This is a genomic window from Pectobacterium polaris (genome assembly GCF_002307355.1).
GTDB lineage: Bacteria > Pseudomonadota > Gammaproteobacteria > Enterobacterales > Enterobacteriaceae > Pectobacterium > Pectobacterium polare.
The window spans coordinates 1,373,365-1,396,535 of sequence record NZ_CP017481.1 but is presented as its reverse complement, the minus strand read 5'-3'; the positions used below and the strand labels follow the sequence as shown (position 1 = coordinate 1,396,535).

Sequence of the window (23,171 nt, the reverse complement as noted above, 5' to 3'; positions counted from 1 at the left end):
CGCAAACCCAAAGATGTCGTGGGTTTTGCCGTTATCCGGCGTAAAAAATTATGCTGAGGAGATAGCAGGCTTAGGATGAGCCGCAGGGACGCGGCGAAAGCTTGCGCCACGTCGGACAAAAACGTCAGAGACGTTTTTGAACAGCACTTGTGCTGGCCCGAAGGGCGAGCCCCGTTTATGGGGTGAGTAAACGTGTCGCAAGCGGTCCTCTAAGCCTGATACCGACGAAGGCACCGCGCAGCGGCATAATTCACGCCGGAAAGCCAGGGGGCACGGGGCGAGCGGCGCTGAGCCGCCCCGTGTCGGGCGTGTGCTACGAGGTAGCATGAAAATGGCGGGATTGTGGCGCACGAAACCGTCTCTCAGGCTACATAAACGAAAGGGGGATACGCCGTCAGGCGCAGGGGAAATCGTGAAAATGTACGGTATGCCCTTCTTCCGTCGTCAGAAAAATGGCGTACTGCGGAGCCTCCAGGCTGACCTCAAATCCCGGAGCGAAACGCAGCGCGGACTGGTGATTGGTGCCGCGTATCGTGCTGAACGATATGCCTCGCCAGTTGCCGCTAGCAGGTCGATGCACATGCCCCGCAGAAATATGACGCACATTGCCGAAACGGTGACACACCTGATACAGCGCATCTGCCGCTTCGGGAGCCAATCGAACGTTATCCAGCGCCGGAAGCCCGATCGACATCGGAGGGTGATGCAGGAACAGGAACACGTTCTTACCTTCCGCGGTCTGAAGCTGTTGCTCCAGCCATGCCAGCCTCGCTGAACACAGCGTTCCGCCCACCTCACCAGCCTGCAACGAGTCCAGCAGAATGACGCAATCATCCCCCACTGCCGTCACGTTCTGTACAAATCCGTTTTCATCCGCCAGCGTCGGGAACTGGGCTAAAAACGTCTCTCTGTCGTCGTGATTCCCCATCGTCACACGCCAGGGAAGCTGGAGTTCAGCCAGCGCCGAGGCCAGAAACGCATAGGATGCCGCACTGCCGTCATCGGACAAATCACCGGAGATGACTACCAGATCGGCATCGCGATGGTGTGCGTTAATATCGGCAATCGCCGCTGTCAGTTGCTGTTCTGGGTCACGGCCATGCAAGTTGCCGCCTTGTGCGGTCAAATGGAGGTCGGAAAGTTGAATCAGTTTCATATTTATCCTCGGTTTCACTATCCACACGCTATCGCCTGCCAGTACCGTTACGCCGACTGGCGGCGGATTAGCGGGGCAGCCACTTTCGCTCGACACGCGGGCTCTTGTACCTGAGACTGGCGTCGATCGAGCAACGCCAACGCCTGTGCCGCCATCGTTGCGGGATCCTGACGAAATGTCGTCAACGCATAGGCATCCCACCCTGCGGCAGGAATATCATCAAATCCGATCACCATGAGATCCTGCGGAACGGCGAGTCCGCACTGCTTTGCGCGGTCGATCACGCCGAATGCCACTAAGTCGTTAACGCAGAACACCGCATCCGGTCTGATAGCTTCGGGAAGCGAAAAGAGCATCTGCCCCACCGCCAGCCCGTCGTCATAATCGGTATCATCACCGCGTACCACGGCTACGGGCAGCCCTAACGTCCGCGCTTCATCACAAAACGCCTGTTCACGTTCAATGATATTAGGCGTTGCCGAAGCCGCTCCGGCCAGAGCCAGACGCGTTCTGCCCGATGAGGCAAACAGCCGCGCCGCCATACGCGCGGCGGTGTCATTATCAATGTGTACGCTGTCACACGCGGGTTCGTGCCGCCCGATGACAATCAGCGGCTGGCCGTTTAACTGCGCCAGCTCGACAAATTCTTTTGGTGGCGAGCCGGAAAGCACAATCGTCGCTTCCGCACGGTGACCAAACAGAATCGAACGCGCGGCCGCCATCGCTTCCCGCACATGACCAGTATTGATGAGCACAGGAATCGAGCCGCGTTGGATTAACGCCTGCGACAGCTCTGCGACCAAATTGGCGCGAAACCCAACCTCGGGGTGTGTCACCACCAGCCCAACCAGACGGCTGCTGTTCGCCAGCAGGCCGCGTGCCAGATCGTTAACCTGATAGCCTAGCTCCTGCGCCGCCGTCATCACTTTGGCGTAGGTGGCAGCCGACACGCTTGCGCCGGGGGTAAAACTGCGGGACACCGCCGAGCGCGATACGCCAGCCCGACGAGCAACATCCTGTGCACTAACGTAGCCCTGTTTACCTGCCGTCATTTCCCTATCCTTGCCATTACGTCGGCTTTCAAAAAACGCTCCACCACCAGCATGAACAGCACAGAAGGAATCAGCAGCACCAGCGCGGTAATGGAAGCGATCTGATAGTTACCGCCCGCCCCCGCGGTATAGAGCAGCAGTGGCATCATCTGCACATCCGGTGCCCCAACGAAGTAGCTGCCGGTAAACTCATCCAGCGATTCGAGGAAGACGAAGATGGCCGATGCCATCAGCCCCGGCATAGCCAGCGGCAGAGTGATATCGACAAAAGCACGCCACGGCCCAGCACCAATTGAACGCGCCGCCTGCTCCATTTCACGCCCCACCGCCGAGAACGCCGCCGAGGCGATCCAGACCGCAAAGACCAGCCCGTGAACCGTGTGAACCAGCACAACACCCAGCAGCGTACCGTTCAGCCCCCACTGATAAAACAGGCGGGCGATGTTGACGTACACCGTCAGATTCGGAAACGCCTGCGGTATCAGGAAGACCAGCAGTATCAAGCCACGGGCAGGCAGCGGCAGACGCGCCAGCGCATACCCCGCCGGAATCGCTAGCAACAGCGAGGCCAGCACCGTGAACACCGCTACCATCACGCTATTCCCCAGCGCTTCCCAGGCCACGCCGCGCGGTGAAAACACCCGTTCCCAGAAGGCGAAGCCCCACTCATTGGGCAGCAGGTGAGGATAGAACCATTTTTCCGCCACCGACCACAGCAGGAGGTTAGCCAAGGGCCCAAAAATCAAGAAGATCAGTGTCCCCAGAATCAGCATCCTCGGGATCCACCACAGTACGTTCTTCATGCCTTCTCCCTCATATTCAGGCGGAGATAAATCACGGCAAACAAACCGGTCATCAGCAGGGAAATCACCCCCAACGCATTCGCCACGCCATAATCGCCGTAGGCGTTAATGCGGAAGGCAATGTTGGCAGTTAGCATCGTCGGCGACTGGGCATTGATCATCATCGGTACAGACAGCACCGACATCATGGTGACGAAAGAGAGAATGAGTCCGGTGAGCAGCGTTTGCCCAACCTGAGGCACCACAATTTCACACAGAATGCGCAAGCGCGATGCGCCTAAGTTACGGGCGGACTCGATCATCGTGCGATCCAGCGATGCCATCGCACCGGCGACCAGCAGCGCCACGAACGGCGTCTGTTTCCAGACGAAGGCAAACACGATACCGCGCCAGTCCAACCAGTTGCTGGCACTGGCCATATCGACAATGCCGAGCGTATCCAGCGCGCCATTCAACCAGCCGTTCTTGGCCAGAAACGTGCGTAAAATTTGCCCGGTCACGATAAACGGGATAAACAGCGGCCAGCGATAGACCCAGCGCAGCAGTGCTACCATGCGCGGACTTTCCCCCAGCGTCAGGTAGCCGCCGATCATGACGGATAGCAGGCCAATCAGCAGCGTCGCGAGGCTCACAATCAGTAAGGTAAACAGAATATCGGGCAGATAGAGCGTTAATGCCGTGACAAAGTTATCAATGCCCACGCCATTTTGACTAACAAAAGCGCCCCCAACCGACAGCCCCAGCGGCGTGATAAAACAGACAGCCACCACCGCCAGCGCGGGTAGCACAAGCGCGATACCCGCCAGTCGGGAAGAGAATTGGGATACTTGCAACATGAATGTCTCCGCGCTCTGGCGTCATCCCGCCAGAGCGCATGTGGTACTAGGTGTATAAGTTATTACTTCGCCATCGCCTGCTCATAGGCATTCAGAATCGCAGTGTGGTAAGGCGCGATAGGGAACGTCTTGCCTTTGCTCGCCAGTTCATCAGGCGTCACGTCCGTGAACAGACGCTGCCAGACAGCGGGCTTCAACTCTGCCTCAACGTACTTGGCATCGATCCCCGGATACCAGTTAAAGCGTTCCACAATCCCTTCGGCCTGTACTTTGGCGCTGGTTGCCAGTTCGACAAACTGTTTAGCCAGCTCGCGGTTCGGTGCCTGCGCAGGGATAACATAGTGCATCGGCTGCCCTGGCATACCGGGCGCAGGAAGCAGCAATTTGAAATTGTCCGGCAGCTGTCCGCTTGCTTTCCAGGAATAGAACATGTCGACCCACACGGGTCCCATCGCGATTTCGCCACGGCTCAGCATGTCGAGCGTGCCAGCGTTGCCCGGCGTCAGCGTCACGTTCTTGTTAAAGGCTTTCAGGCGCTCAAACGCCGGCTGCCATTTCTGCGCTTCCGCTTCGTCAAACGGCCCGTTCATCAGCTTCTGGGCATCGCCGCCGTAAGCATAAATCCAGCCCATGACGAAGCTGACGCCCGATGCGCCGCCCTTAATGCCGTTGTAGCCGAACATCTTCGGATTCGCAGCGGCCCACTGTTGGATTTCGTCATAGCTTTTAGGCGGATTCGCGACCATGCTGGGGTTATAGGCCAGCGCCGTCTGGCTGCTGAACATCGGCATAACGTAGCCTTTCACGTCCGTGCCCATAGCTTTATCCGCTGCGGCCATGCTGACCAGCTTGCCGCTGGCGATATCATCGCGATATTTCAGCAGGTCGCCCTTTTGCACCATCGGACCGACAAATTTCTCGTGCACAACCGCCACATCGGTGTCCCAGACTTTGGCACCGGCGGCCTGCTGTGCATTGAAGCGCTCAAGAATCTTCTGCGACCCCGCATCACCCGGTCCGGTGCCGACGGCACGAACTTTTACGCCGGGATGCTGTTTCTCAAACAGCGGCCCCAGATATTCATTGACATAGTCGACCATGTTTTGGTCACCCGCCGTCAACACCGTTAATTCCTGTGCCTGTACTGCCGCCAGCGGCGTACTCATCATCAGCGTTGCAGCAAAAATGCGTTTCATATCATTGGTCTCCAATTCAGGATCAGGCCGTCAGGCCAGGAAGCGGGGAATAAAGTGAAGTGGTATCCGGTACCGCCGTCGAAGATGTCGCCTCTTCTGCCAGCGGGAAAAGAAACAGCGCCTCGGCAGGGATCTGCACCGCAACCCGCTGCCCGATGGCAAAGGGATGCGACGCATGGACCTGTATCCGCCAGGTGCCGCTGGAAATCGTATGCAGCCAGTATCCGCCGGGGTAGCTTTGTGCTTGTACCGTGCCGTAGCGCATCAACATGCCGGGCTGGATGAGCGGGACGTCTGCCGGATCGTAAAGACAAGCGGCTTCCGCACGAAAACGCGCTTCTATCGCGCCGGGCGGTAGCGACGTATTCGCTGGCACCAGCGAATGACTCTCGGCATCACCGGGAATCATCAGCGTATCGCCGTCATAGCGCGCTTCCAGCACCAGCCGATTTTCTGCACCCATAAATGCGGCGACAAACGAACTGGCTGGATGGTGATACACCTCTTGTGGGCTGCCCGCCTGCATGATGCGACCCTGATTCAAAATCACGATGCGGTCCGCCATCACCATCGCTTCTTCGCGGTCGTGCGTCACGTGGATCGCGGTCAATCCCAGCCGCTGTTGCAGCGCACGGATCTCATCACGCAGTTGCAGGCGGATGCGGGCATCCAGATTGGAGAGCGGTTCATCCAGCAGCAGAATATCGGGCCGTACCGCCAGTGCACGGCCCAAGGCGACGCGCTGACGCTGCCCACCGGACAGTTCCGCAGGCTTACGAGCGCTCAGGCCCGTCAAACCGAGCATGGTTTCCAGTTCCGCCACACGGCTGGCAATCTCCGCACGCGGGACGCGGCGCAAACGCAGTCCGTAGGCAATATGCTGTGCCACCGTCATATGCGGCCACAGCGCGTAGCTCTGAAATACCAACGCCATTCCACGTTTCTCTGGCGGCGCTTTCGTCATATCCTGCCCGTTAACGCGAATCGCCCCCGCACGCGGTGACGAGAACCCAGCAACCGTACGCAGTAGTGTCGTCTTTCCACACCCTGACGAACCGAGCAACGCCACGAATTCGCTCTGCGCAATCTCCAGATGGATATCGTTCAATACGGCGGTCGTGCCGTATCCAACATGTAGATGGTCGATGACAATGTGCGGGGCTGCCGCAGAGGAAGTTGTTTTTTGCACAGCTGTGCATTCCACGATAATCAAACAATGCGCTGATTGTGCGGTGACATCGTGTCAGTGGCGTGTTGTCACTGTGACATTTCAATGACACGACTTATGGGGAAGATAGTGGTGGAAATTTTTTAGCGAGAAGGGAAACGAGGGAATGGGTATCTTGAGTATTGGCCATCTCCCCATACGCGGAGACGGCCAACGGTAGGTTGCGCTTACAGCAGGTTCTACAGTAACTGCGCCAGACGGTTTAGGTCAGATTGAAGGGCACCAGCAGTGACATCGCGCCCCGCGCCCGGCCCACGGATAACCAGCGGGTTATCCCGATACCAGCGGCTTTCAATCGCAAACACGTTATCACCCGGCAGCAACGAGGCCAGAGGATGATCGGGGCGAACCGCTTCAACGCCCACGCGCGCTTTACCATTGCTGTCAAAGCGTGCGACGTGACGCAGAACCAAGCCCATTTCCTGTGCCGCTTCCAGACGACGCAGCATTTGCTCGTTCAGCGAATCGCCGTTCTCGAAGAAGTAATCGACAGAACCCTGCTCACAGCCCGGCGGCACCAGCGACTCAACCCGAACCTGACTCGGTTCGATGTCATAGCCCGCTTCACGCGCCAGAATCACCAGCTTACGCATGACGTCCTGACCAGAGAGGTCAACGCGTGGATCCGGCTCGGTCAGCCCTTGTTGGCAAGCCTGATCGACCAGTTCGGTGAACGGTACAGTGCCGTCAAACTGCAAGAACAGCCAGGAAAGCGTGCCGGAGAAAATCCCACTAATCGCCAGAATGCTGTCACCGCTTTCACGCAGATCGCGTACCGCAAAGTTGACCGGCAACCCTGCGCCGACGGTCGAGTTATACAGCCAGTGACGATCCGTTTTCGCGAACGCGTCGCGGATCTGGCGATAGTTATTGCCGCCGGATGCACCCGCCAGTTTGTTAGCGCTGATGACGTGGAAACCATAGCTGGCGAAATCCAGATACAGATCGGCGACCGATTCACTGGCGGTGACGTCCAACACCACCAAATCATCGAAGGGATGTGCACGCATCCACAGGAACAGATCTTCACCATCCCGCTCTTGCGCTTCATTTTCGAAGAAAGCCAACGCACGGCTGGCATCCAGTCCATCATAGTTCAACAGGCTGCGTGTACTGTCCACCACACCGGCCAATACAAACTCAAAACCGGTACGTGCAGACAGATTGCTCTGCTCACGTGCAAATAGCTCCAGCCAGCGTGAACCAATATTCCCTTTGCCAAACAGCACCAGACCGATACGTTTTTCTGCCCGGAACAGCGAATGGTGCAGCCCACGGATCAAATGCTCCGTCGGGCCAACACGCAGCACAGCAACCAGACTGATGCCATCATCGGCCTGGCGGACAAATTCAATAGGCTGATCTTTCAACTGCTGATAGAAACGGTGGCTGTGCAGCGGGTTTTTACCCACGCCTGCACCGACCATCGCGACCATCGCCAGCCCGTCGCGCTGATTGAGTTCAACGGGTAACGCAGCCTGTGCCAGCAGTTGCAGCGCGCTATCCACCACTTCGGAGGTGTAGCACAGTTGCAGCAGGTTACGATCCTGATGAACGCCGATCGCCAGCGGTTTCAACTGCGCACGGTTCAGAAGCTGTTCGACTTCTTTTTGCAGCAGCGCGAAATCGTGTTCAGAAGGCACCTGAACTTCAATCAGGCAGACATCATCGTGACTGGTGACAATTTTTGCCCCCGTCCCCGAGGCCAGCACGCGTTCGATACGCGTCGACCCTTGTTCAGGCTGATAACTGCAACGCAGTTGCAGATCAATATCGCTGCCGGAAACAGGCTGTAAGGTACGCGTATGCAACACCGGTGCCGCCAGACGTGCCAATTCACTGGCTTCATCCAGACGCAGCAGCGGCAACAGGCAGGCATCTTTCACTTTGCGTGGATCGGCGCTATATACCCCAGCGACGTCGCTCCAGATGGTTACACGCTCAACGCCTGCCAGCGCACCAATTTGTGTGGCGGAATAGTCACTGCCGTTGCGCCCCAGCAGCACCGTTTCACCTGCATCATTGCGGCTGATAAAACCGGTTACCACTAAACGTTGCCCTGCGTGTTGCGTCAGATATTGCTGCAACAGCGGCCAGGAACGGCCTTCATCCACCTGCGGCTGCGCAGCACGTTCCGCACAGAGAAAATCGCGCGCATCCAACCAGGCGGCATTCATATCCCGATGATTCAGCACCGCGGACATCAGGCGAGCCGACCAGATTTCACCGTGCCCGACCACTTCGGCGTAGACGGCATCCGTCATCTTGCCATCCAGCAGCGCAGCCAAACGCTCCAGATCGCGGATAAACTGAGCGGTCAGCGCTTCTGCCTCTTGTGCAGGCAGCAGCCCGGCAATCAGTTCACTGTGGTAGCGGCGTAATGCTTGCTGAACCTGATGCGCCGACAGACGGTCGCTCTGGCTCAGTTTCAACCAGCTAATCAGCTGGTTTGTGGTACTGCCTGCGGCAGATACCACCATCAAATCACCGGGGTGGCTATACTCCGCCATAATACCGGCTACGCGCAGGTAACACTTCACATCGGCCAGACTGCTACCACCAAACTTATGCAGCTGTCGGCCCGTTACCGATGGCGCTACTCCTAATGCACTCATTCTTACCTCTTGGCTGCGGCTTGAAACGCACGATCCAGATCGGCAACCAGATCATCGCCGTCTTCAATGCCGGTGGAAATACGCAGTAATGTTTCAGAGATACCCGCCGCGGCACGCGCTTCTGGCGCCATGCCGGCATGCGTCATCGTTGCCGCATGAGAGATGAGGCTTTCCACTCCGCCCAGCGATTCCGCCAGTGTGAACAGCTCCAGCGATGCCAGAAAACGGCGCAGCGTGTCTTCATCTCCATCCAACTCAAAACTTAGCATAGCGCCAAAGCCAGATTGTTGACGGCGGGCAATATCATGGCCGGGATTGTTCGGCAGTGAAGGATGGTAAAGCGCCTTCACCAACGGCTGCGTCTGTAAGAATTCAACCACTTGTTGCGCATTGCGCTGCGCAGCCGCCATACGTGGCGATAGGGTACGCAGGCCACGTAGCAACAGATAGCTATCAAACGCCGCGCCTGTGACGCCGATATTGTTCGCCCACCAGGCCAGTTCAGTAATGGTATCAGCATCTTTGGCGATCACTGCACCCGCCACCACGTCAGAGTGACCATTCAGGTACTTGGTACATGAATGCACCACCAGATCGGCGCCCAGCTCCAGCGGCTTCTGCAACGCCGGGCTCAGGAAGGTGTTATCCACCACGCTGACCGCACCCGCTTCACGCGCGGCCTGACAAATCGCGGCAATATCCACGACGCGCAGCAACGGATTGCTCGGGCTTTCCACCAGCACCAGCTTCGGCTTTTCTGCCAATGCTGCGTTGAGTGCATCGGTGTCACTTTGATCGACAAATTTGACGCGAAATGCGCCGCGCTTGCTCAGGCTGTCAAACAGACGATAGCTGCCGCCGTAGCAATCATGCGGTGCCACCAGCAGATCGCCGGGACGCAGGAACACCGTGCAAACCAGCATAATCGCCGACATCCCGCTGCTCGTCATTACCGCACCCGCACCGCCTTCCAGTTCGGCAAGCGCACGCTGCACAACATCACGCGTGGGGTTACCGCGACGCGAATAGTCATGTGCGCGTGGCTGGTTGAATCCGGTAAAGTTATACGTGCTGGAAAGGTGAATGGGTGGGACGACGCAGCCATACTGCTCATCATCATTTAACCCGCTGCGGACTGCGATCGTTGCCTGTTTACGCGTCATCGGCTCATTTCCTGGCTGGAGGCTGAAAAGATAGGAACTTAAGAGTAAACGCAGTTTTAATAGACGTCAACACATCTAGACATCTAAACTTCTTTGCGTATAGATTGAGCATAAGCATAATAACCGCTAGAATTGTGGCATTTCATGACAGATGCTGTCTTCATTAGATTAATTTTTAAGGTATCCCATGGCTGAGTGGAACGGCGAGTATGTCAGCCCTTACGCTGAACACGGTAAAAAAAGCGAGCAAGTCAAGAAGATAACAGTATCTATTCCATTGAAAGTATTAAAGATACTAACTGACGAACGCACGCGTCGTCAGGTGAACAACCTGCGCCATGCCACCAACAGCGAGCTGCTGTGCGAGGCGTTCCTGCACGCGTTCACAGGTCAACCGTTACCGAATGACGAAGACCTGCGTAAAGAACGCAGCGATGAAATTCCTGAAGCCGCGAAAATCATCATGCGTGAAATGGGTATCGACCCGGATACGTGGGAATACTGATCGCGCTTACGCTGTCAATTTTCTAGCTAACCCCGCCTTCTCCGGCGGGGTTTTGCTATGCAGTGCATCCCGCTCAACACATCACTCTTCGTTAACCTCTACAACCTCAAACCTCCACCGCTCGCGCTTCTTTCGAACGCTTCGTCTTCCACTCACGTTGTGAATCGGGATTGCATTTAATTTGTTATGTTATAACATACCACCTTTAGCCTATGACGGTGATATGCCCGCATCATGACAGAGCTTCTCTCCAGTAAACCCGTGCTGCTACAGCTTCACCATGTTTCCGTTGCCGACGCCAATCGCGCGCCGAGGCTCAGTGATATTTCGCTGTCCATGCAGGCTGGAGAGCGTTTGGCGCTGGTTGGGCCCAACGGCAGCGGTAAATCTACGCTGCTACGCGTGTTAACCAGCGAACTTGTCGCGACGACGGGGTACATCCATCTGAATGGACAACCGCTGAATACACTCAGCCGCCATGAGCGAGCAAAGCGCATCGCGATTTTGGCGCAGAACGATGCACCAGATCTGCGTCTGCGGGTCGCGGAGTACGTCGCCTTAGGGCGGATTCCCCACCACGGATTCAGCACGCCTGCATACGATCGCCAGCTCATCGAAGAAGCGATGGACGATACCGGATTATTACCATTGCGCCACCGCCTGCTGGGCACGCTCTCCGGTGGAGAACGTCAACGCGCATCGCTGGCACGTGCGTTCGCACAAACGCCGCAGCTCCTGTTGCTGGATGAACCGACGAACCATCTCGATCCATTGGCGCGTGCACAGCTGCTATCTCTCGTACGGAAACGCGGTATTTCAACGCTGGCGGTGCTGCACGATCTGCCGCTGATCACCCCCTTTGCCGACCGTGTCGCTGTTTTGCAGCAGGGATCGCTACTCCGCTGGGGAACGCCTGCACACGCGCTGAGCGCCGACTGCGTGAAATCCGTATTTGGGATGGAGAGCTTTACGGTGCCGCATCCGATAAACGGTTCACCCATTCGCATCTTTGAAGCCCCTGAACTGCACTAAGGAACCCTGATGAAAATAACGCTTCTGTCTGGACTGCTGGCATTGACGTCATGCTGGGTACACGCCTCGGGTTTCCCCGTCACGGTCGACAGCTGTGGGCAACCGCTGACCTTCACCCAGCCGCCGCAGCGAGCCGTTATTCATGACCTGAACATGACGGAGATGGCGTTTGCACTTGGGCTGCAAAAAAGTATTGTCGGGCTGACGGGGATCACCGGCTGGTATAAAGCGCCCCCAGACTTTATCAAGCAGCAGGGCACGATCCCTGAACTGGCAGCAAAATATCCGACGTTGGAAAACCTGCTGGCCGTACGCCCAGATTTCTTCTTTGCAGGGTGGAACTACGGTATGAAAGTCGGCGGCGAAGTCACGCCGCAATCGCTGCAAAAATACGGCATTCAGACACTGGTACTCAGCGAAAGCTGCGTTTTCACCGAACAGCAGAAACAGCGGCCGCGAGCCAGCATGGAGCTGCTTTACGGCGATATGTTGAAACTGGGGAAAATCTTCGGTAAGCAGGAACAGGCTCAGGAACAGATTGACGACTGGAAGCAGCACATTGCCGAACTGCAAACCCGTATTGGCAATCAGCCAAAGCAGACGGTTTTTCTGTATGACTCTGGCGACGATAAGCCCTTTACCAGCGGGAAATTCGCCATGCCAACCGCCATCATTGAGGCGGCGGGCGGCAAGAACGTGATGGATGATATGGAAACGAGTTGGGCTTCGACATCGTGGGAAAGCGTGGCGGCACGCGAGCCTGACTTCATCATTTTGCTGGATTACCAGACTGGCAACGGTGCAGATGCGTTAAGACGTTTTCTGGAATCACATCCGCTGATGAAATTTACCCCAGCCGTACAACAGCATCGCTATCTAAAGCTGCAATATGCAGAGCTCACGCCGGGACCAGCGAATATCGCTGCCGTCGATAAACTGGCACACGCACTCTACCCGGATGCCTTTAAATGAGCCCAACGTCTTCACGTTATGCCGCGACCTTCGTTATCGCACTGCTGATACTGGCTGGGCTGATGCTGTTAAATATTGCGACAGGCAGCACGACGATTCCCCTCACGCAGGTCGCCAGCGTGTTGGGGCTATCGTCGGCAGACGTGTCACCGATGACGTCACGCATCATTCTTGAACTGCGTATTCCTCGCAGCCTGCTGGCAGCGCTGTGCGGCGCGGGGCTAGCAATGGTCGGTGCTTTTTTGCAAACGGCAACCCGCAACGATCTGGCAGACCCGTTTCTGTTCGGCCTGTCTGCCGGTGCCTCAGCGGGTGCAGTCGCCGTCATCACCCGCTTTGGTGAGCAACTCGGTGATTGGGCGCTGCCAATGGCGGCCTTCTGTGGTGGGATCTTATCGGCCGTCGCCGTGACCGTGCTGTTTCTACTGCAACAGGCGCGGGGCGCAGAGCGCCTGATTATCTGCGGATTGGCAATCTCGTTTCTGTTCGGCGCGCTGACAAATTATTTGGTGTTTTCCGGCGATCAGCGGGCCGCCAGCTCGATTCTTTTCTGGTCGCTGGGCGGGCTGGGCCTTGCCCGTTGGGACACGTTACCTTTTGCGGTGTTCAGCGTTCTGCTGCTATTCGGCCTTACCGCCCTACGCTGGCGCGCGCTCGACGCCCTGCTCGCTGGCGGGCAAACAGCCGCCTCAATGGGGGTGAATCTGTCTCGCGTACGGGTGGAAATTTTTATCTGCTGCGCGTTCGCCACGTCGCTGTTAGTCGCGCTGACCGGCGTGATTGGTTTTATCGGCCTGATGATTCCCCATCTGGCTCGCCCGTTGAGCGGCGTGCTGCACAGAAAGCTTCTGCCGCTGACCGCCGTGCTGGGTGCGATACTGCTGTGCGGCGGCGATTGGCTCAGCCGACAGCTACTGGCACCCCAGGAATTGCCCATCGGGATTATTACCGCGGGATTGGGCGGCATCTTCGTTCTGGGGATGCTGGTAAAACGTCAGCAGGGATGAAAGATATAGACTTAAAATAACTCTAATAACCCCCAAATATTGCCAAATGGAGTTATTGGGGTTATTTTTATCTTATTAAAGGGCAGTGGGGTGCAGGGATGGATAGCAGGACGTTAATAGCAGAAATCAAGGCCGATGGGTGGGAATTGATAAGAGTGAACGGAAGCCACCACCATTTTATGCACCCGAGCAAATCGGGACTAGTCACAATCCCCCACCCGAAGAAGGATTTACCGATAGGTACGGTAAAAAGCATCAGGAAACAAGCAGGAATATGATCATCGCTGACTCGAAGAGGCTGAATTATGTTTTATCCCATTGCAATTGAAGCAGGCGACGATACCCACGCATATGGTGTAACCGTGCCAGATCTACCGGGCTGTTTTTCTGCAGGCGATACGCTAGACGATGCTATCGCGAATGCTAAAGAGGCGATTACCGGACATATCGAACTGCTGATCGAGATGGGTCAGGATATTCCCGCCGTGTCGTCAGTAGGCCAATTGGCAAAAAACGCAGAATACGCTGGGTACACATGGGCGGTTGTTGATATCGACGTGACACGTTTAATGGGTGGTTCAGAAAAAATTAACGTCACACTGCCTAAGTCGCTGATTGACCGCATCGATCGTTGCGTAGCGAGTAATCCAGAATTTAAAAGTCGCTCAGGTTTTCTCGCACAGGCGGCATTAGAACGAATATCGTCTGCTCGGTAAGCAGCACTGAACCACCAGAAACAACAAAGGCACCGAGAGGTGCCTTTGCAGAAAGTTACTGTACCAATTGGCCAGTAGAACTTATTTTTTAGCGCCTGGAACGGAGAAACGCTTGTTGAAGCGGTCAACACGGCCACCAGTTGCAACATCACGTTGTTTGCCGGTGTAGAACGGGTGGCATTCGCCACAAACGTCCAGGTTCAGGTCACGACCCACAGTAGAATGGGTTTTGATCACGTTACCGCAAGAGCAAGTTACAGTAACTGCAGAATAATTCGGGTGAATACCTTTTTTCATGGGGAAACCTCTGTTAAGGCCGTGTCGCTATCCAGCCCTGTTCCGCCAGACACCACACGAAAGTTGTATAAGTAAGTTTCATTATGCAAACGGCGCAATGATTTTCGCGAACAGCATAATGGCGGCGAATCATACAGAATCCGCTACCCTGATGCAATCGCATCCACACATTATCCCTCGCAGCATGTACACTAGCGCCTTGCGTTATTTTCACCCCGCGTCGCGCATGATACAGACCGCTCGGTTATGTCATTGATCGCCACGCAAATCACGTCGACTATCACGGAGAAGCTATGTCTGTCGCTCAGGTCGCTTTGCCCGTGCCGCTGGCACGTACATTCGATTATTTGCTACCCGCAGGAGGTATCGCTCCGCAGGTCGGCGCACGCGTCAGCGTCTCCTTTGGTCACCGTAAAGCGATCGGCATTATTACCGCGCTGAGCAACACCAGCGAACTCCCGCTTGAGCAATTAAAACCCGTGCATGACGTGCTGGACGAACAGCCGCTGTTCCCACCCAGCCTGTGGCGCATTTTGCTGTGGGCCGTCGAGTACTATCATTATCCGATTGGCGAAGTCCTGTTCCACGCGTTGCCGATACTACTGCGTCAGGGGAAACCGGCACACCGCGCACCGCTCTGGCAGTGGTTTGCCACCGAACAAGGTCGGGCGACGCCACTCAGCACGCTCAAACGCGCCGCGAAACAACAACAGGCGCTGGCGGCCTTACTTCAGTCGCCGCTTTATCGCCATCAGGTGAGCGAAATCGGGCTGACAGAAACGGCATTGCAGGCGCTGCGCAGCAAAGGGCTGTGCGAATTACAGGCCGCAGAGCAAACGCTTCACGACTGGCGTCAGAGCTTTAGTCTGGCAACCGATCGACTGCGTTTGAATACCGAACAGGCTACTGCCGTCGGTGCGATCCGCAGCGAAGATAACCACTTTGCCGCCTGGCTGCTCGCGGGCATCACCGGGTCGGGCAAAACCGAAGTCTATCTCAGCGTGCTGGAAAACGTACTGGCGCAGGGCAAACAGGCGCTGGTGTTAGTGCCGGAAATTGGCCTGACGCCGCAAACCATCGCCCGCTTTCGCGAACGGTTTAACGCCCCGGTGGATGTGCTGCACTCGGCACTCAACGACAGCGAACGTCTTGCCGTCTGGCTACGCGCCCGTAGCGGTGAAGCCGCCATCGTCATCGGAACGCGGTCGGCGTTATTTACTCCGTTTGCCCGTTTGGGGCTGATTGTGATCGATGAAGAACACGACAGCTCCTACAAACAGCAGGAAGGCTGGCGCTATCACGCCCGTGATTTGGCGGTCTTCCGCGCCAGAGAAGAAGACATTCCCATCGTCATGGGGACAGCGACGCCCGCGCTGGAAACGCTGCATAACGTCCAGATCGGCAAGTATCGACGCTTGAATCTGACCAAAAGAGCGGGTAATGCCGCGCTAGCCAAACAGCACGTCATCGATCTGAAAGGACTGCCGCTGACGGCCGGGTTATCCCAACCGCTGATCACCCGTATCCGCCATCATCTGACGAACGATAATCAGGTTATCTTGTTCCTTAATCGGCGCGGGTTCGCGCCCGTGGTGATGTGCCACGAGTGCGGCTGGATTGCCGAGTGTCAGCGCTGCGATCACTATTATACCTACCATCAGCATCAGAAGATGCTGCGCTGCCACCACTGCGACAGCCAACGTCCGGTGCCACAACAGTGCCCCGGCTGCGGCTCGACCAATATGGTGCCCGTCGGTCTGGGTACTGAGCAGTTGGAGCAAAGCCTTGCGCCGATCTTTCCCGATGTCCCGATCACCCGCATCGACCGTGACACCACCAGCCGTAAAGGGGCGCTTGAGCAGCAGCTCTCGCAGGTCAGGCAAGGCGGCGCACGTCTTCTCATCGGCACACAGATGTTGGCGAAAGGACATCACTTTCCTGACGTGACGCTGGTGGCCTTGCTGGACGTGGACGGATCGCTGTTCTCTGCCGACTTCCGCGCAGCCGAACGTTTTGCGCAGCTCTACACTCAGGTGGCGGGTCGCGCGGGACGTGCGGGCAAAGCAGGCGAAGTGGCGCTACAAACTCACCACCCGGAACATCCACTATTACAAACGCTGCTGCAACAGGGCTACGATGCCTTTGCCAGCCAGGCGCTTACCGAACGGAAAAGCGTTTTTCTGCCGCCGTTTACCAGCCATATTCTCTTCCGCGCTGACGATCACGATAACCAGCAGGCCGCGTTATTCCTTCAGCAGCTGCGTAATTTGCTGGAAGCGAGCCCGCTGCGGGATGAATCACTCTGGCTGCTGGGCCCAGTTCCCGCTTTACAGCCCAAACGCGCGGGACGCTTCCGCTGGCAGCTCTTGCTACAGCACCCCTCCAGAGCGCTATTGCAGAAACTGGTCAGAACGTCGCTGACGCTGATCGGCACGCTACCGCAGGCGCGTAAAGTGAAATGGATGCTGGATGTCGACCCCACGGACGGTTAGCGTTTCCTGTTAGATCATTTCGGTTTCTTGCCACTCATTTTTTGCGATCGGCGTCGAGAACACGACATTCATCACACTTTCTGTGCAAATTAAGCAACAAAACCTGCGTTCAATCTGTTATCACTGTCTGCGCAGGTCATATGCTGAGGCCTAGCCATGTCGTGCACTCAGATAGAGTGCCATTCAGTTGGCTGACTGCGCAGAAAAGCGGTACCCATAATCATAGAAAGTCAGCAGACAGGGGCGTTCTACTGACAGTCAGCGCCAGTTAACGCTGACGCAAGGAGAAAAGCGTTGAAGCAGAAGAAAGGCGTCACCACGGCGACGATGAAAGACGTGGCGGATGAAGCGGGTGTTTCCACCGCGACCGTATCCCGAACGTTAATGAACCCAGAGAAAGTCTCTGCGACCACCCGTAGGAAGGTCGAGCAGGCTGTCATCGCCGTTGGCTATTCGCCTCACGCACTCAACAGGAATCTCAAGCGTAACGAATCGCGCACGATCCTGACGATCGTCCCGGATATCTGCGATCCTTATTTCTCCGAAATATTTCGCGGGATCGAAGAAGCAGCGGCCGAACACGGCTATCTGGTGTTGATTGGTGATTGCGCTCACCAGCATCAGAAAGAAAAAACCTTCGTCGACCTGATTATTACCAAGCAGATCGACGGCATGGTGTTACTCGGTTCCAATCTGCCGTTTGACGCAGGCCAGGAAGAGCAGCGTAATCTGCCGCCGATGGTGATGGCGAATGAGTTCTCACCGGATCTGGCGCTGCCCACCGTGCATATCGATAACCTGACTGCCGCCTTTGAAGCCGTACATTACCTGTATCAGGCGGGTCATCAGCGCATCGCCTGCATTGCCGGCCCAGAGCACATGCATCTGAGCCAATATCGCCTCCAGGGATACATTCAGGCCCTGCGCCGCAACGGGATGCTTATCGATAACCAGTATATCTTTCGGGGCGACTTCACCTATGAAACCGGAATTAACGGCCTGATTGCGCTGATGCAACATCCTCAGCCGCCCAGTGCGGTCTTCTGTCATAGCGACCTCATGGCGCTGGGCGTGCTGGCGCAGGCCAGAAAGATGGGGTTGGATATCCCGCGCGATCTCTCCGTTATCGGTTTCGACGATATCGAACAGGCGCAGTACAGCTGGCCGCCTCTGACTTCTGTCGCCCAGCCTCGTTATCAGATCGGACGCGAGGCAATGCTGCTACTCTTAGAGCAGTTGCAAGGTAACACGGTACAAAGCGGTTCCCGTCTGTTGTCCAGTGAGCTGGTCATACGCGACAGCGTCGCCGCACCGAATTACGCCCGTAACAGGCTTTAAGACTTCAGGTGCTGGTCAAATATTTGAGGGTTCAGTAACATGACCCCCTAATTATATTATTTACCTATCAATTCACAGCGAAACGACAGTGGCACAAAAAGACTACGTGAGCCGGGGACGTTCATCAGGAACACGTCGGAAAACGACAAATAGCCGGAAAAAAAGCAACGCTTCAGGCGCGTCCAAAACAATGGTCGCACTCGCTGTTGCCGTTTTGGTCACCTTCGCAGGCGGTCTGTATTTTATCGCCCATAATAAACCCGACGATTCACCCGTCCTGCCGCATCAGAATGTGGGCAAAGGTAACGGACTGCCACCCAAGCCGGAAGAACGCTGGCGCTACATTAAAGAACTGGAAAACCGTCAGTTGGGCGTCACGACTCCAACAGAGCCTTCCGCGGGTGGCGAGATTCAGTCTCCAGTGCAGTTGACGGACGAACAGCGCCAGTTGTTGGAGCAGATGCAATCTGATATGCGCCGTCAGCCAACGCAGCTTTCCGAAGTACCGTATAACGACCAGACGCAGGTTCCGCGCTCGCAGGTGACGATTAAGCCACCGACCCAATCGATGCAGCAGCCGCCAGTCGTGACGACGCAGCCCACCACGCGAGCGCCTGTAGTCACGCAAGCGGCGCCTGTTGTTCCAAGACAAGACATTCCAAGACAGGAAGCACCAAAACAGGAAGCGCCGAAGCAACAGCCGGTTAAACAGCCTGAAGCGCCAAAAGTCGAGAAAGTCCAACGCTGGGCGATTCAGTGTGGCTCCTTCAAAACCATGGACCCTGCCGAATCAGTGAGAGCACAGTTGGCGTTTGCGGGTATCGAAAGCCGTATCACCTCTAACGGCGGCTGGAACCGTATTATGCTCGGGCCTTATAACAATCGGGCTGCCGCAGACAGCATGATCCAACGTCTTAAAGGTGCGGGTGCATCAAACTGTATTCCTCTTGCCAGCGGGGGTTGAAAAACCCCACGCTTTCCCCCATCTATAAAATCAATGTGCCCCGAATCATGCGGGGATCTTTTTCTTCAAACGGGGACTGACTCGTGACAACAATTGTAAGCGTACGCCGCAACGGCCGGGTGGTCATTGGCGGTGATGGACAAGCCACTCTGGGCAACACCGTGATGAAAGGCAACGTGCGTAAAGTGCGTCGCCTCTACCATGACCGCGTCATCGCCGGTTTCGCAGGCGGTACGGCGGATGCCTTCACCCTTTTTGAGCTTTTTGAGCGCAAGCTGGAATTACATCAGGGTCATCTGGTGAAAGCTGCCGTCGAGCTGGCGAAAGACTGGCGTACCGACCGTATGCTACGCAAGCTGGAAGCCCTGTTAGCCGTTGCGGACGAAAATGCCTCGCTGATCATTACCGGTAATGGTGATGTCGTGCAGCCTGAAAACGATCTGATCGCGATTGGTTCCGGCGGTCCTTATGCACAGGCTGCCGCGCGTGCTTTACTGGAAAACACTGAGCTGGGTGCGCGTGATATCGTCGAGAAATCTCTGGGGATTGCTGGCGACATCTGTATCTACACCAATCAGTTCCACACGATAGAAGAATTAGCCTCCAAGGCGTAAGGATCAACTATGTCTGAAATGACCCCGCGCGAGATAGTCAGCGAGCTCGACAGCTATATCATCGGCCAGCATAAAGCGAAACGTGCTGTTTCCATCGCGCTGCGTAACCGCTGGCGCCGCATGCAGTTGGACGAAGCACTTCGTCATGAAGTGACGCCTAAAAATATTCTCATGATCGGCCCGACCGGCGTCGGTAAAACCGAAATCGCTCGTCGTCTGGCTAAGCTCGCCAATGCGCCGTTCATCAAAGTGGAAGCAACCAAATTCACCGAAGTCGGCTACGTGGGTAAGGAAGTTGACTCCATCATCCGCGATCTGACAGATTCCGCGATCAAAATGGTGCGCCATCAGTCGATTGAAAAAAATCGCTTCCGTGCGGAAGAGATGGCGGAAGACCGTATTCTGGACGTGTTGATTCCTCCCGCGAAAAACAACTGGGGACAAGCCGAAAGCACGCAGGAACCATCAGCAACGCGTCAGGCATTCCGCAAGAAACTGCGTGAAGGCCAGTTGGACGACAAAGAGATCGAGATCGATCTGGCTGCCTCCCCCGTCGGCGTAGAGATCATGGCTCCGCCGGGCATGGAAGAAATGACCAACCAGCTCCAGTCCATGTTCCAGAATCTGGCAGGACAGAAGCAGAAAGCCCGTAAGGTCAAAATCAAAGACGCCTTCAAGCTATTGATAGAAGAAGAAGCCGCCAAGCTGGTGAATCCGGAAGAGTTGAAACAGCAGGCGATTGAAGCTGTTGAACAGCACGGTATCGTGTTCATTGATGAGATCGACAAAATCTGTAAGCGTGGCGAAAGCTCCGGCCCGGATGTTTCCCGTGAAGGCGTTCAGCGCGACCTGCTGCCGCTGGTCGAAGGCTGCACCGTATCCACCAAGCACGGTATGGTCAAAACCGACCACATTCTGTTTATCGCGTCCGGTGCGTTCCAGGTTGCCAGCCCGTCCGATCTGATTCCAGAATTGCAGGGGCGTCTGCCGATTCGCGTAGAGTTGCAGGCGCTGACGACGGAAGATTTCGAGCGCATCCTGACGGAACCGAGCGCCTCGCTGACCGAGCAGTACAAAGCGCTGATGGCGACGGAAGGCGTGAATATTTCGTTCACTGCTGATGGTATCCGCCGTATTGCCGAAGCCGCCTGGCAGGTCAACGAAAGCACCGAGAATATCGGTGCGCGTCGTCTGCATACCGTGATGGAGCGTTTAATCGAAGATGTGTCTTACGACGCCAGCGAAATGAACGGTCAAAGCGTTACCATTGACGCAGATTACGTACGTAATCATCTGGATGAATTAGTAGCAGATGAAGATCTGAGTCGATTTATCTTATAATCCGTTTTCGCGGATCGCACGATTAACGATAAAGTGGGAGGCGTTGGCCTCCCACTTTTGTTTCTGACGCCGCCATCACTGACTTTTCTTGTTTATAAACGGATGATTCACACCAGTGAATCGTCAATAAAATTGAAGCACACCATGACCTTATCGACCCATAGCAGCAAAACCAAAGCCTGGCTGGATAGCCTGCGTCCAAAAACGTTGCCATTAGCTTTTGCGTCCATTGTCACTGGCTCGGCGATCGCGAGCTGGCATAGCAGCTTTAAACCGGGCGTAGCATTACTGGCGTTGTTAACCGCCGGACTGCTGCAAATCCTTTCCAATCTGGCGAACGACTATGGGGATGCGATAAAAGGCAGCGATACTGAGGAACGCATCGGGCCATTGCGCGGCATCCAGACCGGGGCGATTACGCTGACGCAGCTGCGCAATGCGCTGATGGTAACCGTAGCGCTCACCATCATTTCCGGCGTGAGTCTGGTGATTCTGGCGTGTGAAAAGCCAGCGGATATCTTTGGTTTCCTGATTCTGGGGCTGCTGGCGATTTTCGCCGCCATCACCTATACCGTTGGCAACAAGCCCTACGGTTATATCGGACTTGGCGATATTTCGGTGCTGATATTTTTCGGCTGGCTCAGCGTCGCGGGGTCGTATTACCTGCAAACTGGGCATTTCGACAGCATCGTGATGCTGCCAGCGACGGCCTGCGGTCTGTTGGCGACGGCGGTACTGAACATCAACAACCTGCGCGATATCGACAACGATCGCATTAGCGGAAAGAACACGTTGGCGGTGCGTCTTGGGGCGGAAAAAGCGCGCTTCTACCACACGATGCTGCTGTTGCTGGCACCGGTTTGTCTCGGTCTGTTTGCCACGTTTTATCTGCACAGCCTGGCGGGCTGGCTCTTTATTCTGGCGCTTCCGTTACTGATTCAGCAGGCACGCTATGTACTGCGTGAAACCAGCGCATTCAGTATGCGTCCAATGCTGGAAAAAACGGTGAAAGGCGCGCTGCTGACCAACATTCTGTTCGCCGTTGGCGTGATATTGAGTTAGTGCGGGTAAAGTGAGCGCGGGCGAAAAGCGGTGCGTATTTACTGATACGCATCAAGTTAACATTTGATGATTTTGCCAACAGCCGCCAGAAAGGGATATACTCATGATTCCGGCGGCAAACAGACGTTAATCCTATGAAATACGATACTTCCGAACTGTGCGATATCTACCACGAAGAGGTGAATGTTGTTGAGCCTCTGTTCTCTAATTTTGGCGGGCGTACTTCATTTGGTGGCAAAATCACCACGGTGAAATGTTTTGAGGATAATGGCCTGCTGTTCGATCTTCTTGAAGAGAACGGCCTTGGGCGCGTGCTTCTGATTGATGGCGGCGGCTCAGTACGTCGCGCGTTGATCAACGCGGAAATCGCCCGGTTGGCGACGCAAAACGAGTGGGAAGGCATTGTCGTTTATGGCGCAGTGCGTCAGGTTGACGATTTGGCTGAGCTGGATATCGGCATTCAGGCGATGGCGGCAATTCCGGTCGGCGCGGGTAGCGAAGGCATCGGCGAGAGCGATATTCGCGTCAACTTCGGTGGCGTCACCTTCTTCTCCGGTGACCATCTGTATGCCGATAATACCGGTATTATCTTGGCGGAAGACCCGCTGGATATTGAATAATATCGTTGAATTGTCGGGGATTAATGGCGTCGAGCGATGATAATGGGTAGATCGTAAAGACGCGGTAAATACATCCCTGTACGCTCGAGCCGCGCCATCCCTGGCGCGGACGCTTTACTCTTCTATCCCATTATCACCGTTCTACTTCAGTGAAACGGGCTT

Annotated in this window: 22 protein-coding genes; 13 read left to right on the top strand and 9 right to left on the bottom strand. The window is 55.8% G+C overall.

The genetic code is table 11. The features are described 5' to 3' along the window. Window positions 1–394: 394 nt before the first annotated feature. From BJJ97_RS06290 to metB, 8 genes are all read right to left on the bottom strand, one after another. Window positions 395–1,252 (bottom strand): phosphodiesterase, encoded by an 858-nt coding sequence (locus BJJ97_RS06290; protein WP_227003567.1) that lies wholly within the window; start codon window positions 1,250–1,252, stop codon window positions 395–397. Next, entirely contained in the window at window positions 1,204–2,208 is a 1,005-nt protein-coding gene (locus BJJ97_RS06285) for a LacI family DNA-binding transcriptional regulator (RefSeq protein ID WP_095993404.1), read from the bottom strand. The genes BJJ97_RS06290 and BJJ97_RS06285 overlap by 49 nt, the downstream gene beginning before the upstream one ends. After that, window positions 2,205–3,011: an ABC transporter permease gene (locus BJJ97_RS06280; RefSeq protein ID WP_095700908.1), complete on the bottom strand. Its 807-nt coding sequence runs from the start codon at window positions 3,009–3,011 to the stop codon at window positions 2,205–2,207. The genes BJJ97_RS06285 and BJJ97_RS06280 overlap by 4 nt, the downstream gene beginning before the upstream one ends. Next, complete coding sequence (locus BJJ97_RS06275) at window positions 3,008–3,847, bottom strand: ABC transporter permease (protein WP_039486819.1); 840 nt, start codon at window positions 3,845–3,847, stop codon at window positions 3,008–3,010. The genes BJJ97_RS06280 and BJJ97_RS06275 overlap by 4 nt, the downstream gene beginning before the upstream one ends. 62 nt (window positions 3,848–3,909) lie before the next feature. Next, complete coding sequence (locus tag BJJ97_RS06270; RefSeq protein WP_095993403.1) at window positions 3,910–5,043, bottom strand: extracellular solute-binding protein; 1,134 nt, start codon at window positions 5,041–5,043, stop codon at window positions 3,910–3,912. A 22-nt stretch (window positions 5,044–5,065) separates the two neighbouring features. Next, the gene (locus BJJ97_RS06265) at window positions 5,066–6,232 is read right to left on the bottom strand and encodes an ABC transporter ATP-binding protein (protein ID WP_095993402.1); all 1,167 of its coding nucleotides are present in this window, start codon (window positions 6,230–6,232) and stop codon (window positions 5,066–5,068) included. A 218-nt stretch (window positions 6,233–6,450) separates the two neighbouring features. Beyond that, window positions 6,451–8,886, bottom strand: a complete 2,436-nt coding sequence (locus BJJ97_RS06260) for a bifunctional aspartate kinase/homoserine dehydrogenase II (protein ID WP_095993401.1) — start codon at window positions 8,884–8,886, stop codon at window positions 6,451–6,453. A gap of 2 nt (window positions 8,887–8,888) precedes the next feature. Then, a complete protein-coding gene (gene metB / locus BJJ97_RS06255; RefSeq protein WP_039281157.1) occupies window positions 8,889–10,049 on the bottom strand; it encodes a cystathionine gamma-synthase in 1,161 nt (386 codons plus the stop codon). Window positions 10,050–10,236: 187 nt separating this feature from the next. Between metB and metJ the strand changes: the two genes are divergently transcribed. From metJ to BJJ97_RS06225, 6 genes are all read left to right on the top strand, one after another. Beyond that, window positions 10,237–10,554, top strand: a complete 318-nt coding sequence (metJ, locus tag BJJ97_RS06250; protein WP_005973355.1) for a met regulon transcriptional regulator MetJ — start codon at window positions 10,237–10,239, stop codon at window positions 10,552–10,554. A gap of 234 nt (window positions 10,555–10,788) precedes the next feature. Further along, window positions 10,789–11,586 (top strand): ABC transporter ATP-binding protein, encoded by a 798-nt coding sequence (locus BJJ97_RS06245; protein ID WP_095993400.1) that lies wholly within the window; start codon window positions 10,789–10,791, stop codon window positions 11,584–11,586. A gap of 9 nt (window positions 11,587–11,595) precedes the next feature. Next, window positions 11,596–12,558 (top strand): ABC transporter substrate-binding protein, encoded by a 963-nt coding sequence (locus BJJ97_RS06240; protein WP_095993399.1) that lies wholly within the window; start codon window positions 11,596–11,598, stop codon window positions 12,556–12,558. Then, the gene (locus tag BJJ97_RS06235) at window positions 12,555–13,565 is read left to right on the top strand and encodes a FecCD family ABC transporter permease (protein WP_095993398.1); all 1,011 of its coding nucleotides are present in this window, start codon (window positions 12,555–12,557) and stop codon (window positions 13,563–13,565) included. Before BJJ97_RS06240 ends, BJJ97_RS06235 begins: the two co-directional genes overlap by 4 nt. Window positions 13,566–13,663: 98 nt before the next feature. Beyond that, a complete protein-coding gene (locus BJJ97_RS06230) occupies window positions 13,664–13,843 on the top strand; it encodes a type II toxin-antitoxin system HicA family toxin (RefSeq protein ID WP_095700916.1) in 180 nt (59 codons plus the stop codon). 27 nt (window positions 13,844–13,870) lie between these two features. Beyond that, window positions 13,871–14,281 (top strand): type II toxin-antitoxin system HicB family antitoxin, encoded by a 411-nt coding sequence (locus tag BJJ97_RS06225; protein WP_095700917.1) that lies wholly within the window; start codon window positions 13,871–13,873, stop codon window positions 14,279–14,281. 81 nt (window positions 14,282–14,362) lie between these two features. Here the strand turns inward: BJJ97_RS06225 and rpmE are convergent, their stop codons facing one another. Then, entirely contained in the window at window positions 14,363–14,578 is a 216-nt protein-coding gene (gene rpmE, locus BJJ97_RS06220; protein ID WP_010281510.1) for a 50S ribosomal protein L31, read from the bottom strand. A 293-nt stretch (window positions 14,579–14,871) separates the two neighbouring features. On the opposite strand from rpmE, the gene priA reads away from it, so the two are divergent. The 7 genes from priA to rraA all read left to right on the top strand — a co-directional run bounded on the left by priA (window position 14,872) and on the right by rraA (window position 23,009). Next, window positions 14,872–17,070 (top strand): primosomal protein N', encoded by a 2,199-nt coding sequence (gene priA / locus BJJ97_RS06215; RefSeq protein WP_095993397.1) that lies wholly within the window; start codon window positions 14,872–14,874, stop codon window positions 17,068–17,070. 294 nt (window positions 17,071–17,364) lie between these two features. Next, window positions 17,365–18,408 (top strand): DNA-binding transcriptional regulator CytR, encoded by a 1,044-nt coding sequence (cytR, locus tag BJJ97_RS06210; protein WP_095700919.1) that lies wholly within the window; start codon window positions 17,365–17,367, stop codon window positions 18,406–18,408. A gap of 88 nt (window positions 18,409–18,496) precedes the next feature. Continuing rightward, entirely contained in the window at window positions 18,497–19,372 is an 876-nt protein-coding gene (gene ftsN / locus BJJ97_RS06205) for a cell division protein FtsN (RefSeq protein WP_095993396.1), read from the top strand. 83 nt (window positions 19,373–19,455) lie between these two features. Then, window positions 19,456–19,986 carry an ATP-dependent protease subunit HslV gene (gene hslV, locus BJJ97_RS06200; RefSeq protein WP_039486803.1) on the top strand — a complete coding sequence of 177 codons (531 nt, stop codon included), beginning with the start codon at window positions 19,456–19,458 and terminating at the stop codon, window positions 19,984–19,986. Window positions 19,987–19,995: 9 nt separating this feature from the next. Continuing rightward, the gene (gene hslU / locus BJJ97_RS06195) at window positions 19,996–21,327 is read left to right on the top strand and encodes an HslU--HslV peptidase ATPase subunit (protein WP_039486802.1); all 1,332 of its coding nucleotides are present in this window, start codon (window positions 19,996–19,998) and stop codon (window positions 21,325–21,327) included. 144 nt (window positions 21,328–21,471) lie between these two features. Continuing rightward, entirely contained in the window at window positions 21,472–22,389 is a 918-nt protein-coding gene (locus BJJ97_RS06190) for a 1,4-dihydroxy-2-naphthoate polyprenyltransferase (RefSeq protein WP_095700921.1), read from the top strand. A gap of 134 nt (window positions 22,390–22,523) precedes the next feature. Beyond that, window positions 22,524–23,009, top strand: a complete 486-nt coding sequence (gene rraA, locus BJJ97_RS06185) for a ribonuclease E activity regulator RraA (RefSeq protein WP_039486799.1) — start codon at window positions 22,524–22,526, stop codon at window positions 23,007–23,009. Window positions 23,010–23,171: the final 162 nt, after the last annotated feature.

Bases quoted from the DNA above. Each gene is read 5' to 3' on its own strand.
- BJJ97_RS06285 (WP_095993404.1), bottom strand. From the start codon at position 2,208: ATGACGGCAGGTAAACAGGGCTACGTTAGTGCACAGGATGTTGCTCGT.
- BJJ97_RS06280 (WP_095700908.1), bottom strand. From the start codon at position 3,011: ATGAAGAACGTACTGTGGTGGATCCCGAGGATGCTGATTCTGGGGACA.
- BJJ97_RS06275 (WP_039486819.1), bottom strand. From the start codon at position 3,847: ATGTTGCAAGTATCCCAATTCTCTTCCCGACTGGCGGGTATCGCGCTT.
- BJJ97_RS06270 (WP_095993403.1), bottom strand. From the start codon at position 5,043: ATGAAACGCATTTTTGCTGCAACGCTGATGATGAGTACGCCGCTGGCG.
- BJJ97_RS06260 (WP_095993401.1), bottom strand. From the start codon at position 8,886: ATGAGTGCATTAGGAGTAGCGCCATCGGTAACGGGCCGACAGCTGCAT.
- metB (WP_039281157.1), bottom strand. From the start codon at position 10,049: ATGACGCGTAAACAGGCAACGATCGCAGTCCGCAGCGGGTTAAATGAT.
- metJ (WP_005973355.1), top strand. From the start codon at position 10,237: ATGGCTGAGTGGAACGGCGAGTATGTCAGCCCTTACGCTGAACACGGT.
- BJJ97_RS06245 (WP_095993400.1), top strand. From the start codon at position 10,789: ATGACAGAGCTTCTCTCCAGTAAACCCGTGCTGCTACAGCTTCACCAT.
- BJJ97_RS06240 (WP_095993399.1), top strand. From the start codon at position 11,596: ATGAAAATAACGCTTCTGTCTGGACTGCTGGCATTGACGTCATGCTGG.
- BJJ97_RS06235 (WP_095993398.1), top strand. From the start codon at position 12,555: ATGAGCCCAACGTCTTCACGTTATGCCGCGACCTTCGTTATCGCACTG.
- BJJ97_RS06230 (WP_095700916.1), top strand. From the start codon at position 13,664: ATGGATAGCAGGACGTTAATAGCAGAAATCAAGGCCGATGGGTGGGAA.
- BJJ97_RS06225 (WP_095700917.1), top strand. From the start codon at position 13,871: ATGTTTTATCCCATTGCAATTGAAGCAGGCGACGATACCCACGCATAT.
- rpmE (WP_010281510.1), bottom strand. From the start codon at position 14,578: ATGAAAAAAGGTATTCACCCGAATTATTCTGCAGTTACTGTAACTTGC.
- priA (WP_095993397.1), top strand. From the start codon at position 14,872: ATGTCTGTCGCTCAGGTCGCTTTGCCCGTGCCGCTGGCACGTACATTC.
- hslU (WP_039486802.1), top strand. From the start codon at position 19,996: ATGTCTGAAATGACCCCGCGCGAGATAGTCAGCGAGCTCGACAGCTAT.
- BJJ97_RS06190 (WP_095700921.1), top strand. From the start codon at position 21,472: ATGACCTTATCGACCCATAGCAGCAAAACCAAAGCCTGGCTGGATAGC.
- rraA (WP_039486799.1), top strand. From the start codon at position 22,524: ATGAAATACGATACTTCCGAACTGTGCGATATCTACCACGAAGAGGTG.